Below are 13,556 nucleotides of genomic sequence, written 5' to 3' on the forward strand. Positions count from 1 at the left end.
ACGGCATGACGACAAAAATTGACCTCAATTAGCTCTTTAGTATGTGTGTGAGGAGTGAAATCTTGATTACCTCATTTTCATTGGGTAATCAACCTTTTCGAGCTTTCTTTCGATGAGCTTCTCGATTCGCTTCATCTTATAGCCATCATCTTTGTTTACTAGTGTTATGGCAACACCACTTGTTTTAGCTCTTGCTGTTCTTCCAATTCTATGTACATAGTCTGCTGCATCGTTTGGTACATCGTAGTTTATTACCAAATTGATGTCCTTGATGTCAATACCTCTCGATAGTACGTCTGTCGCTACGAGAATGCGTAGTTTCTTTGCGCGGAATTTGAGTAGAATACGCTCGCGTTCGTCTTGATCAAGCATTGAAGAAATTCCTTTAGACTCCAGCCCAGCTTTATTCAGGCTTTTGACTATATCAGAAACTTTCTTTTTGGTAGAACTAAATACCAATATGCTTTCAAACTCATTATATCGACTTATTAACTTGCTAATAAGCTCAGTTTTATATCCCTCTTCAACTTTGTAAACTTCCTGACTGATTTTTTCTGAAGGCTTAGCTAGCTCTAGCGTTATTCTAAGGGGTTCATTAAGAATGCTCTTAGCAAGCTTTTCAATCTTAGGTGCCATGGTAGCACTAAACATTGACGTTTGAGACAGGTTCGGTAGAAATGTAATGATCTTCTTGATATCGTCGTAGAAGTTCATATCCAACATTCTATCAGCCTCATCAAGTATTAAGTGAGTTACTTGATCAAATTTTACATATCCTAAATTCAGGTGAGAAATAAGTTTACCAGGTGTGGCCACAACAATATTGCTTCCTTCTGTTAGTGCTTTTTTCTGTTGCTCAAAATCTGATCCGTCTCCGCCGCCATAAATAGCTATTGAATGGACTGGAAGGAAATATGAAAACCCTTCGATCTGTTGATCAATCTGTATGGCTAATTCTCGAGTGGGTACTACTACAACAATCTTTACATCGTCACTTGGATTTTGTGCTAAGTAGTTGAGCGCAGGAATGACAAACGCTGCAGTTTTACCGGTTCCGGTTTGAGCACAAGCTATAAGATCTTTTCCTTTTAGAATAGCAGGAATAGCTTGCTCTTGAATGGGGGTAGCTTCAGAGAAGCCCATATGATCGATTGCCTCTGTAAGCTGATCGTCTAGGTTAAAGTCATTAAATGTCATGTGTGGCAAAGATGCATTAATCCACTAAATAAGAAAGGCTGTTCTAATCGGATCTACATTCAATTAGAACAGCCTTAATTAGTGATTCAATATTATTTATTTGAGCCAACCTGCAGCAATACCTTTCTTTGCCATTAGCACCAGTAGAATGGAAATCAAAGGAATCATAAGAGCCATTACAATCTGTCCAGGTCCATAGGTAACGGTAGATCCTGCTATGAATAGGTTGTAAATCATTTGAACGAGAACACCAACTAGCGAAATGAATAGGATTAATTGCGAAAGTTTCTTTTTTAACACGAGCAAAAGACATCCAAACAATCCACCCCATACAGCTAATGCAAATGCTGCAGTAGCCCATGCAGGTCTATTTTCTAACATGTTTCTTTGCTCTTCGGTCATGGCTGCGATCATTTCTTCAGTTGCGAAAGCCTCTCCAAGATATGCTAGCACACCAAGAAGATTCCAAATAAGGGCGATTACAGCTACAACCATAAACCAGGTTGGTGCCTTTACAGATCCATTTGTCATAATTAATTTTAGGTTAGTTAATTAATAAATATACCAAAATAAGTAATCAGAGAGGATAACTGATTATATTAAAACGTATGAAATATCTAGTCACCACACTCTTTCTGTTTATCGCATTTTGTAGCTCATCTCAATTCATTAAGTCGGGACAGTGGCGTGGAGTCATCTCTTATGATAGTGCAGAAGTGCCTTTCATTTTTGAAGTTGGATATCCAACAGGCGACTCTCCTGAGATCATTATTATAAATGGTGGTGATCGTCGGGTAATTAAAAATGTTGAGATAAAAGATGATAGCATTATTGTACCTCTTGATCCATTTGATGTTGAGATAAGAGCAAGTTTTAGTGCAATGGGTATGAGTGGTACCTACAACAAATATTACCGAGATTTAAGTATCCCCTTTAAAGCAGATTTTGGAAGAGCCAGAATGCAGAAAAATAGTGTTCAGCCGTTTGCACCAATAGAAGAACGTTGGTCCATTACTTTTTCTCCGGATACACCTGGAATGTCGAAAGGGGTAGGCTTGTTTAAGCAACAAGGGCATATAGTGTCAGGGACAATCATGACTGAAGTCAGCGATTATAGATTTTTCGAAGGTATTCTTGATGGAGATTCAATGAAGCTCTCTTGCTTTGATGGAGCTCACGCATTTGCGTTTTTAGGTAAAAGATCTCCAGAAGGATGGAGTGGAGAAATGATTTATGACAATGGATATTCAGAACCTTGGCAAGCTACATATGATTCAGACGCTGAGCTTAAAGATCCATTTGAAATGGTTAGAGTAGATCCAGGAACTCACAAACCCTACTACGATTTACTTGGTGCTGGTCAAGGAAAAGATGCGATTGATCCATCTAAATACGAGGGCAAAGTGTTGATTATTCAACTGTTTGGTACCTGGTGTCCTAATAGCCATGATCAGACCAAATATCTGGTAGAATGGTATCGAAAAAACAAGGATAGGGTTTCAATCCTAGCTTCTTCATATGAGGCAAATTATTCGCAAGATTACGGTATGGAACGATTAGAAAAATATAAAGTGGTGAATGAAATCGAGTATGATTTAGTCTTAGGCGGGAGGTTAAGTAAAACAGGCGCTGCCACACCATTTCCATTTATGAAGCGCATAGAAGCATTCCCTACGCTTGTTATTTTAGATAAGCAAGGGTTCGTTCGCTACGTTCATAGCTACTTTAATGGACCAGCAACAGGCGAATATTACCGTTCCTTTGATCAACGATTCAATGAAATCATAGACTTATTGGTCGCTGAATAAAGCATTTAGACATTAGGAAGCTTGAAGTTCTAATTCTTTTACCACTTGGTAATTGTCATCTGACTTCAATATCGCAAATTCAGAATCGCTATTATTAGCTGAGTTATCATGGATAAACCATTCTTTGGTCTCAGCGAGCACCTTTCCTTTGCCATAATCACTTTCCACCATGTCACCGATTTTTACTCTCTTCATACGTATCGATTACAGGTATTAGAACAAGCAAGGTGTCAAATTATTTTTTAAAAATGTAAAAAAATGACTCCTTACTTGTTAATAATCCTGAATAATCATTCCAATTTGTCGCAATAGATACGCCAGGTTGGGTATACAATTGATTCTGTTTTATCTACCCATGCACCTGTCCAATTGAATCCATCTTCTGAAATATTAGAGAACACGATTTTGAAAAACCCTTCCATGCCATTTGGGGCAGTTTGATCTTTATAGAGAACTATATCTCCATTTTCTACCTTATTGCCAGACCATGCTGATAATGTAGGTGTCGCAGCTGATGTAGAATAGTAATGGACATACCAATTTGAACTGTCTGCGTTGTATTGTCGAATGCTTCCTGAGTGTACCCCATCAGCTTTAAGCGTTTGGTCTTGAACGGCCATGCCATTCATAATATACTTAAATGTCCATCGCATCATAACAGTATCTGCCCAAGTTGTTTGATTAACTCGAGCGACTGATTTGCATTTGCACGCACCTATAATTGGAGCATAATCGGCAGTTTGTTCTGGAGCTTCAGGATTCAATCTCCCATATGGGTATTCAGTCGATGGCTCATAATTATATTGAGCGATAAGATTTGAATACGCAATTATCGATAAGAGTAATAGTAGTTTTTTCATAAGATAGTTTTTGGTAAACAAACTGACCTTGTTTTGGAAACCACTAATTATTGCAGCAAGTGCTTATTTATTTGCAGGGAATCGATTTAGATGGCGTCTTGCTCCAACTTCTGCTTGAGCGCTTTTGCTCCTGTTTTTGACAATGGCAATTGAGTAGTATTACTTAATTCAATAGTAGATGAATCAAAATTTACTTGATGGAGGAAATTGAGATTCAGAAGTGCAGCTCTATGAACTCTTATGAATCCATACCTAGATAGTTGCTCCTCAAGTGATTTCATACTTTTTCGAAAGCTAAATGCTTTATCCTCGGTATGTACTTTTACGCAATAGTCATCCGATTGAATCCAAACTATCTCGTTGAGAGGAATTGGTTGAAACCTATGACCAATTTTAATATTTAAATGTGGTTCACTCTTAGAAGACATATTTAGAGCTTCTTCTAAATCAGTGCTTTTTCGTTCTAGATTTTTAATTTCTACAAATTGACTTTCAATGGTCTGCTCACTTGATTGATTATATAGAATTAGTGCAACAGTAATTGATGCCATCAAAAAAGTAAGCCCCTTTTGAAAAATGAAAAAGACAAAAAATTCATATAGTGTATTACTTTCAATATTTAATCCTTGATGGAAAATAGACTGAATGCTTACAGCAGTTATTGAGATAAGGATTGTCAATACTATTACAGTGCTAATTCGAAATATGGACTGAGAAGGTAATGCGCGCTTATTTCTGATCAATTCCTTCCATATGAGAAAAGAAGATGGTACCGATATTAGCGCCCAAATTATCCATCTAATGCTGTGTTGTTTTAGTAAATATGCAAGTGATAAAACCTCTCCTTCAGGAAGGAGGTTAAAGGATTCCAGATAATATTTTTGCTGGAATGCATCAAACAGTATCAGGAATAGTATGAATGCAGTAAGACCGAAAGAGATTTTTCTGTTCACATTCTAAAGATAATCACATACCGACCAAAATAAATGGTGCCCAATAGTAGGGCCGTGAGTATTCTTCTGAAGAAAGCAACGAGAGCTTTGCGGTCCTCAACGCAGAGTTATAGCCGTGGTGTTCGTTATTTAGATTGTATTTGTAAAATTCAATCATCATTTGAGCAGTCGAGGCATCCGCTACTTGCCAAAGAGAAACAATAATGTTATTCGCTCCGGCATATTGCAAAGCTCTGCTAAGGCCAACTATACCTTCTCCTTTAGCTACCTTACCCAAGCCAGTTTCGCATGCAGAAAGTGTGACTAAATCAGCATCTATATTGAGATTATATATCTCTCCTGTGTACAGGCTTCCGTCTTCATTTGAACCAGGCTTTAGGAAAATTCTGGAGAGGGCAGGCTCCGATTCATTTACTAATCCATGAGTAGCAAAGTGAAGGTACCGATACTTGCTGAGGTTTTCTTTTTTAAAGTTGGCTTCGCTAGCATCACTTCCAACCTGGATTTTGGTGGCACTGCTACTTCCCATAAATAGATATCTGATCTCATCAATTTCTTTTTCAGACCCTGGTAGTGGGTTCATTCTGACTTCATTTTCTTCAAAGCTTACCGGCGCAATAAGTAATATTTCTGGGTTTATCTGTTCATCATCAGCTACTCGATCATTAAAAAGTGTGGCAGAATAGTCATATGAGATGTGATAGTCTTTAATTAAAAATTTCGCATTCATGTAATCATCAGATTCATCGTTGGCATCGACAAACGATTCGAAGGGCAATGTTCCAAGTATTCCATCGGGAAGAATTACAAGTTCATTAATGGTCGTTGGTAGTGATGGTATTAACAGGGAATGTAAAGACTTTGATGTTTTAAGAAAGGCGCTTTTGCTGTTGTATTTTATTGCGTTTCTTAAAGCTGAAGCCAGCTTTTCTAAATTTGAATCTTTAGGCTTTCTCTCTGCCTTCATACCCTTGTTGGTAATTATAAAAACGTATAGGTCCTTGTCACCTAAGAAATATGAAAGCATTGCCATATTGCTACTTAAATGCTTTTTTACCGAAGCTATTGTCGCAATAGACTGATCATATTTTAAGCTATAGTATTGTGGGTAATTGGTTTCTAAGTTTGAAATGAAGTCTCTGTAAGCATTTTGATAGCTAAATAGAAGATCCTTCATTTCTTGATTTTCAGCATTTTCTTGTTGAGCCAATTGTTGCTCTAGATAGGATATTTCATCTTTCAGGCTATCTTCTAATGCTATTTGCTCATCTGGAATGCCAGCAAACTTCTTCGCTTTAGATTCTGTAATAGCCTCAAGTAAAACTGAAGATTTACTTCGTTCGCAAAAATCAAAAGCCGTCTGAATGTATTTTTTTCTATTGAAACTTTGTTCACTAAGTATTAGTGATAATTGGATTCCGCTTTCATACACTTCTTTAGCTATTTGACCCAACCTTAGTTTGTCTTGCTCATTGAGACGTTTTCTTCTTATGATAGTGATCAAATCATCACACTTGCGATAGGTATCTATAGCACCCACTAAATCTTTCACATTTAGTGATTTTTCAAAATGTAACGCACCAAGTGCAATTGCTTTGGCTTGTAATGTTCGTAGCAGAATATCTCCATTAAAATAATTTTGTAAGATGGGTAGGTCGTACACATCTGAGTAAACTTGATCAGGGAGGTTTGCATAAAGAGCTCGCTGATAAAATTCTACAGAAACTTTAAATTCACTTTTAGCTTTATAGATTTCACCAATCAAATAATAGGTATTTGCAACATCAGGGTGCTTTTCTCCAAATAAAGAAATATACATTTCTAATGCTTCATTTCCGTTTAGCAATGCCCTTTCATACTCCTCTTTTTTAAGATGCACATTACCTATAATGGTAAGTATGTATGCTTTATTCGGGTGTTCTCCGGAATATATTGCATCATATATCAGCTTGACTTCATTCAATTGATCTAGCGCATCGTCATAATTTTCTTGCTCCATTTCAGCAAAGGCGATATTCAGGTTTGCTCGAAGCGCTCTGATGCTATTATTACCTAATTTCTCTTCATAGATTCCTTTTGCACGATTGAAATAAATAATCGCCTGTAGTGGATCTGTTTTTAAAAATACTTGACCAAGATTATTATATGAATTTGCTGCTTCGATTGATTGGGGGCCAAATAGCTTTCGTCGCATTTTAAAAGCCTGTTCAAGATATTGAATGGCCAATTGCTTATTCTCGTTGTTGTTATATACTTGACCAATTGCATCCAAGCAGTTTGCTCTATCGTCAGAATCTTCGTTTAGAAACGTACTTTCCGCTTGCAAAAGGTTTTCGAGTGCATCATCATTATGTCCAAGATTCAAGTAACTAAGCCCTATTTGAGTGAGGCACCTTGCTTTTAATACTTTTTGATCTGGCATCTCAGTATTAATGAAGTCGAACGTGTTTAATGCAAGATTCTTTGCAAGAAATGGATCTCCCAATTGAAGCTGACATTCAATCATTTTTAAATGAGAAACTACATATTGATCATACGATTCATTAGCAAAATGAATATTACCGGCCTCTTTGTATAAAGCATAGGCCTCTTCGAATTTACTGCTCTCAAATAGTTGATTTGCTTGATCAAGTTGATTCCCTTGTCCAAGTGAAACAACTGATGAAATCAGCAAAATTGTAACAATCAGTGTCCTCATTATTAAAATTTATAAACGTAACTAATGCTTAAAACTTCATCTCTTGTAAGCCCATCAGGGTTGAAATCTCTATCTACAAGCTTTATCCCCTGTATAAGTTTTACGCTATTGTTTACATCAAAATGATAACCAAAACTTCCTAGTACGGCCAAGGCTAGGCCCGTGGTGTTAGGTAATTTTGTTCGTTCATTACTTCCCGGAGGTATTCCTTCATCTTTTGTGATTCTATATATGGGTAAGGCACCCAATGAAAAATTAAAATTGGTAAATCGCCAATTGCGTTCAACTCGGAGCATGACGTCTATTCCTCTTAATAGCTCACGACCAATATTGTATTTACGTACATAGTCCTGAAATGGATAATCGGGGAAATTGCCCCAAACAAATTGATTATTGTTTCTGGTAAGAGCCACTTGGATTCCAGCAGCGATCAGCCACTTGCTGCTTATTGCAGAGACTCCTGCGATTGCATCATATGATCCCAAACTTTGTTGATAATACATGTGTATTGGCGCATCAACATTGCCCGTAAACTCATTATTAACAGTTGTATTCCCATCATTGGATGGAATTTTTGCGCCTAGTGTTCCATTGATATTCCATTTAGGAGTTGCTTTTAATAATCGAGTATAGCTTAAAGATATATCACCCATTCCAGCAGTTTCACCAAGGCTTCCTTCTACCCACTGGTAGGGAAGTTTGATTTGAAATGAGCTATAGTCATTGATTCCTAGATTGAAGTCAATAGTTGCTGCATAAATAATTGGAGTTACTAAGCTTGTCCCTCTGTAGTAGTTGAATTCAATTGAACGAAGTTTAATCGCGATTCGCTTGCTATAATTCTGATCTGGTTTCATTGCACCCATTGTGCAAAATCCAGCGTCACTACATCCTTGACTATATGCGCTAAGTGTGATCGATAAAAATAACATTACAGCTATGAAGTTTTTCATATATGGGTGGATTTAGAATCAACGCACTACAATAATAAACAATCAATTAGCACTATTAGGAGAATAATTGTCACTAAACCTAAGTGTTCACCTTTTGTCAATTGTATAGCAATATTTTTTTTCTGATGTGATTAAACCTTTTCAGATCGAGTCTGTCAAAGCAGCAAATCATTTGAAAAAACAATTACAAGAAATAAAACAATTATGAAAAAGCTATTATTTGTTACTGCGATTGCATTTGTCACATTTCTTTCTTCATGTAGTGATGACTCTAATTCGGAATCTGACATTGATCTGGTAGAAGAACTTGATGTAGAAGCAGAATCAACATTAGAATCAAATTATGAAGATATTGACTCAATTGTGGAAGCAGGTTTAGAATCTGTAGAGACAGGTGGAAGAGTAGTAAGAGATGCAATTCTTGATTGCGCCTCAGTTACACATGATGAAGAGGCTAAGACAATAACCATCGATTACGGAGCTGGTTGTGAGGGTCCGGGCGGAAGAACCAGAGCTGGAAGGATTATTATCACTTATACTGACCATAGATTAGTTCCTGGAGCTTCACGTACTGCCGTTTTTGATGGATTTAGTTTAGATGGTGTTCAAATAGAAGGGACTCGTACGGTTCAAAATATCTCAGCCAGTGCTGATGATGATCCAACTTTCAGTATATCGTTGACTGGTGGTGTGATGACTTTTGAAGATGGCACAACTGCAACAAGAGAATCTACGAGAACTCGCACATGGCATCGTGGTGATAACCCACTTGATGATGAGGCAAGCGTTGAAGGAAGTGCAAATGGTGTAGGAAGAGAAGGGAATTCTTATTCCATGGAGATTTTAACTCGAATAGTTTATAAAAGAGCATGCTGGTCTAGTGGAGTATTCATCCCTGTTTCAGGTATCAAGCAGTATACATCTGGCGATAACGTAGCGATTATAGACTACGGTGACGGAACATGCGACAATGAGGTTACAATCACAATTAATGGAGGAGAGCCTTTCACCAAAGTCATCAACCCTCGAGGATCAAGATAGTATTTGGTAAATAAGTTTTCAGGTAGGTAATCGCCCCATGATTCTTAGGATGATTGGGGCTTTACTATTTATTGAGCACTAGTAAATGCATAAGAAATAATGTTAGAGCCCATTTTTAGGGCTTCCAGTCGAATTTCTTGTGGATCATTATATACGGATTGATCTTCCCATCCATTTCCCAGATCTGATTCATATGAATAAAAGCATACCAGTCTATTTTGATAAATCAACCCGAAACCTTTGGAAGGTTTTCCATCATGCTGATGGATTTTTGGCAACCCTCTATCAAAATCAAATTTTTGATGATAAATAGGATGATCGAAAGGAATTTCAACGAAATCTAATTCAGGGAATACTTTTTTCATCTCGATGCGCACAAATTGATCAAGACCATAGTTATCATCTATGTGCAGAAAACCACCTGAAGTCAGGTAATTTCTTAAGTTCTCGACTTGTAAACTATTAAAAACAACATTTCCATGCCCAGTCATATACACATAAGGATATAGGAATAGATCTGGGCTACCTACTTCAACAATATCTTCAGAAATGGCCATATTGGTATTGATATGATCATTGCAGAATTCAATAAGATTTGGTAATGCTGTTTTGTTTGCATACCAGTCTCCTCCGCCATCATATTTGAGTTTCGCAATTTTTAATGGCTGCGAAAAACTAGAAAGCGAAGTAAGAATTAAAAGTACCCAGATTAGTCTCATAGAGATATTATACTAAACTCTTGAAGTTAAGTTTTATTCGAATAGTTCTTTAAGGGGTGACCCTGTAGAGGCGTTTGGAAGAGAAATGTCAAGTATCATGGATAGAGTAGGAGCAATATCCGTTATACTTACTTGTCTTACACTGGATCCTTTTTTAACTCCAATGCCATAAAATATTATCGGAATATGCGTATCATATGTATAGCCAGATCCATGTGACGTTCCTTTTACACCATATCCGGCTGAAATAGTTAAATATCCTGGTTTTAATCTATTCGCAATATCCCCAGATCTTTTACGATGGAATCCATTTTCTATTCTCTTGGCAAAACTATGATTAGCGTTTCTATTCAAAATTTCTTCTCTAGTAAGTGCATCTTCAATTTCATCCAGTTCCACTGCAATTTCTTTAACAACGTTACTAACTTCAGAAAAATTAAGCCCTTTATTGATTATAAATTCCCCGTTTAGGAATATCTGATCATTACTCACATCAGAAATCCAATCTCCTTTACCCAATTTAACTTCAATCTGCTCTTGCAGTTTTCTAGCAGCATCCTCTTTTTTCAGGTAGCCTCCAACCATTTTATTGTCTTCAAGAAATGAAGGCACGTTTACAACGCCATGATCTGAAGTTAAAAACAGGGTATAACTTCCATTAAAATTTTCATCTAGGTAATCGAACAACCTTTTGAGCTCAAGATCAAGCCTCAAATAAGTATCTTCCAGTTCAATAGAATTGGCTCCAAACTGATGGCCGATGTAATCAGTCGAAGAGAAGGAGATTGCTAGAAAATCTGTAATCGCATCATCACCTAGTTTCTCGCCTTCTATAGCAGCAATAGCCATGTCTAATACCATACTGTTTCCATATGGAGTACTTCTAATAAGCCCAACACCATTTGATTTAGCTAGATCTTCTAAATCATACGGAAATGTAGCTTCCTCTTTGCCTTTAAAAGCAATTTCGTAAGGAGCATCATCAGCTGTGCTCTCTACATACTCTTCAATAGGGTGCATCGTATCCCAGGTATTATTCAAATACTTTGTGGCTAATTTTTTTCTATTGAATTGATCTACCCAAGAAGGTAGCTTATCCATGTAATATGTACTGGTCATAAAATTACCCGTCTTGCTGTCAAACCAATATGCTCCTGTTGGGTTATGACCTGCTGGAAGTACTGAACCACGGTCTTTGATAGAGACTCCTACAACCTTAGATCGAAAATTAGTTGTCAGCATTAATTCATCCGTGATTGTTGATGAAAGTAGGTTTTTAGGAGACATTTTTCCATTAGCATCACTTCCTCCCACACCTGATTGATCAGGATCAGAAACACAATATATGCTTAAGTCTTTTTCTCTTGAATACCAGCTATTGCCAATTATCCCATGATTGGATGGAGTTGTACCCGTATAAATGGATGCATGACCTGGGGCAGTATAGGTAGGGACGTAGTTGTAATGTGCATTTTTATAGTCGAAACCTTCATTCAAAAGGCGTTTAAATCCATCATTCGAAAACTTGTCTGAAAATCTTAGGAGATATTCTTGCCTCATTTGGTCAACAACAATACCAACCACAATTCGCGGTTTATTTTGGGCTATTGTGGTGGAAAATGATAAAATAATTAGACAATAAAGTATTTTCTTCATGTGTACAATTCGTTCCAACATGTGAAGGTATTAAACCAAAATTATTCAAGTAATAAAATGTTTATGAGTTCATATTAATTTTTCGATAGATAAACCGCTTAGATCTACGTTAGAAGCCTGTAATTTTGCGGCCATGCAAGATAAGATTTTAATTCTCGATTTTGGTTCTCAGTATACACAGCTAATTGCTAGAAGAGTAAGAGAACTCAACGTTTACTGTGAGATTCATCCATTTAGCAAATTCGAAATTACTCCAGATATCAAGGGCGTAATTTTATCTGGCGGTCCTTGCTCCGTCTTGGATGAGGGGTCTCCCGATATAGATATGGACCAACTCGGAGATATCCCGGTTTTAGGAGTATGTTACGGAGCCCAGTTACTTGTCAAGAAGAATGGAGGTACTGTAGCGAAGTCTAATCATCGAGAATATGGAAGAGCAAACTTAAAAACAGTCGATACTCATGTTGACTTGTTAAAAGAAATTGAAATTGGAAGCCAGGTTTGGATGTCTCATGCTGACACGATCACTAACCTACCTGAAAACTTTCAGCTGATTACCAATACAGAATCAATACCAGTAGCTGGATTTAAAATAGAAGGAAAGCATATCTACGGAATCCAATTTCACCCAGAAGTAACGCATAGCACTGATGGAAAAACTGTACTTAGAAATTTCGTAGTGCATATCTGCAATGCGGCGCAAGATTGGACTCCAGATATATTTGTAGAAGACACTGTAGCGAAGCTAAAAGAGCAGCTTGGTGATGATAAAGTGGTGTTAGGTCTCTCTGGAGGTGTCGATTCATCTGTGGCGGCTATGCTCATTCATCAAGCAATTAGCGAAAATTTGTACTGTATTTTCGTTGACAATGGACTTCTTCGAAAAGACGAATTTGATCAGGTTTTGAAGTCTTATGAAGGACTTGGCCTTAATGTAAAAGGAGTAGATGCCAAATCACGCTTTTATGATGAATTGAAAGGAGAGAGTGATCCTGAAGGTAAGCGAAAGATAATTGGCAGGGTTTTTATTGAAGTTTTTGATGAAGAAGCTAAAAACATTCAAGATGTTAAGTGGCTTGGGCAAGGCACGATCTATCCAGATGTAATTGAATCTGTTTCGGTAAATGGTCCTTCCGTAACAATTAAATCTCATCACAATGTTGGAGGACTACCAGCTAAAATGAATCTAAAGGTTGTAGAACCCCTAAATACACTTTTTAAGGATGAGGTCAGAAATGTAGGAAGAACCTTAGATATTCCTGATTTTATACTCGGAAGACACCCATTCCCAGGTCCTGGATTAGGAATTAGAATTCTAAGCGACATTACACCTGATAAGGTTAGAATACTCCAAGAAGTTGATGCTTATTTTATCAATGGACTGAAAGAGGAAGGATTATATGATGAAGTCTGGCAGGCGGGTGCGATGCTTTTACCGGTACAATCGGTTGGAGTTATGGGCGACGAAAGAACCTATGAGAATGTAGTGGCTTTACGAGCAGTATCTAGTTTAGATGGTATGACTGCCGATTGGGTACATTTGCCATATGATTTTCTTGGTAAAATTTCCAATCGAATAATTAATAATGTGAAAGGGGTAAATAGAGTAGTTTATGATATTAGCTCCAAACCTCCAGCAACAATAGAGTGGGAATAATTTTTAGTTTTAAT

General features: G+C 37.2%; 12 protein-coding genes. 3 read left to right on the forward strand and 9 right to left on the reverse strand.

The features are described 5' to 3' along the window. Positions 1-66 precede the first annotated feature (66 nt). Together ACY650_RS13750 and ACY650_RS13755 are read right to left on the reverse strand one after the other, a co-directional pair. Positions 67-1,197 (reverse strand): DEAD/DEAH box helicase, encoded by a 1,131-nt coding sequence (locus ACY650_RS13750; protein ID WP_462248209.1) that lies wholly within the window; start codon positions 1,195-1,197, stop codon positions 67-69. Between the two features lie 96 nt (positions 1,198-1,293). Beyond that, positions 1,294-1,728 (reverse strand): hypothetical protein, encoded by a 435-nt coding sequence (locus ACY650_RS13755; protein ID WP_462248210.1) that lies wholly within the window; start codon positions 1,726-1,728, stop codon positions 1,294-1,296. Positions 1,729-1,805: 77 nt separating this feature from the next. Here ACY650_RS13755 and ACY650_RS13760 point away from each other — a divergent pair, with 77 nt between their 5' ends. Further along, on the forward strand, positions 1,806-3,005 hold the full coding sequence (locus ACY650_RS13760) for a TlpA family protein disulfide reductase (RefSeq protein ID WP_462248211.1): 1,200 nt from the start codon (positions 1,806-1,808) through the stop codon (positions 3,003-3,005). A gap of 12 nt (positions 3,006-3,017) precedes the next feature. Here the strand turns inward: ACY650_RS13760 and ACY650_RS13765 are convergent, their stop codons facing one another. From ACY650_RS13765 to ACY650_RS13785, 5 genes are all read right to left on the reverse strand, one after another. Beyond that, positions 3,018-3,200, reverse strand: coding sequence for a hypothetical protein (locus tag ACY650_RS13765; RefSeq protein WP_462248212.1), 183 nt, complete (start codon positions 3,198-3,200; stop codon positions 3,018-3,020). Positions 3,201-3,295: 95 nt separating this feature from the next. Beyond that, positions 3,296-3,865 carry a hypothetical protein gene (locus tag ACY650_RS13770; RefSeq protein ID WP_462248213.1) on the reverse strand — a complete coding sequence of 190 codons (570 nt, stop codon included), beginning with the start codon at positions 3,863-3,865 and terminating at the stop codon, positions 3,296-3,298. Between the two features lie 86 nt (positions 3,866-3,951). Then, positions 3,952-4,818 (reverse strand): LytR/AlgR family response regulator transcription factor, encoded by an 867-nt coding sequence (locus ACY650_RS13775; protein WP_462248214.1) that lies wholly within the window; start codon positions 4,816-4,818, stop codon positions 3,952-3,954. Between the two features lie 13 nt (positions 4,819-4,831). Next, positions 4,832-7,516, reverse strand: a complete 2,685-nt coding sequence (locus tag ACY650_RS13780) for a CHAT domain-containing protein (protein WP_462248215.1) — start codon at positions 7,514-7,516, stop codon at positions 4,832-4,834. Positions 7,517-7,518: 2 nt separating this feature from the next. Continuing rightward, positions 7,519-8,469 (reverse strand): hypothetical protein, encoded by a 951-nt coding sequence (locus tag ACY650_RS13785; protein WP_462248216.1) that lies wholly within the window; start codon positions 8,467-8,469, stop codon positions 7,519-7,521. 204 nt (positions 8,470-8,673) lie between these two features. On the opposite strand from ACY650_RS13785, the gene ACY650_RS13790 reads away from it, so the two are divergent. Beyond that, entirely contained in the window at positions 8,674-9,510 is an 837-nt protein-coding gene (locus tag ACY650_RS13790; protein WP_462248217.1) for a hypothetical protein, read from the forward strand. Between the two features lie 68 nt (positions 9,511-9,578). On the opposite strand, the gene ACY650_RS13795 is transcribed toward ACY650_RS13790, so the two are convergent. Continuing rightward, positions 9,579-10,229, reverse strand: coding sequence for a DUF4159 domain-containing protein (locus ACY650_RS13795; protein ID WP_462248218.1), 651 nt, complete (start codon positions 10,227-10,229; stop codon positions 9,579-9,581). Between the two features lie 33 nt (positions 10,230-10,262). Further along, positions 10,263-11,885 carry an alkaline phosphatase PafA gene (gene pafA, locus ACY650_RS13800; protein ID WP_462248219.1) on the reverse strand — a complete coding sequence of 541 codons (1,623 nt, stop codon included), beginning with the start codon at positions 11,883-11,885 and terminating at the stop codon, positions 10,263-10,265. A gap of 133 nt (positions 11,886-12,018) precedes the next feature. Between pafA and guaA the strand changes: the two genes are divergently transcribed. Continuing rightward, on the forward strand, positions 12,019-13,542 hold the full coding sequence (guaA, locus tag ACY650_RS13805) for a glutamine-hydrolyzing GMP synthase (protein WP_462248220.1): 1,524 nt from the start codon (positions 12,019-12,021) through the stop codon (positions 13,540-13,542). Positions 13,543-13,556: the final 14 nt, after the last annotated feature.

Source organism: Ekhidna sp. (genome assembly GCF_963691765.1).
Taxonomy (GTDB): domain Bacteria; phylum Bacteroidota; class Bacteroidia; order Cytophagales; family Cyclobacteriaceae; genus Ekhidna.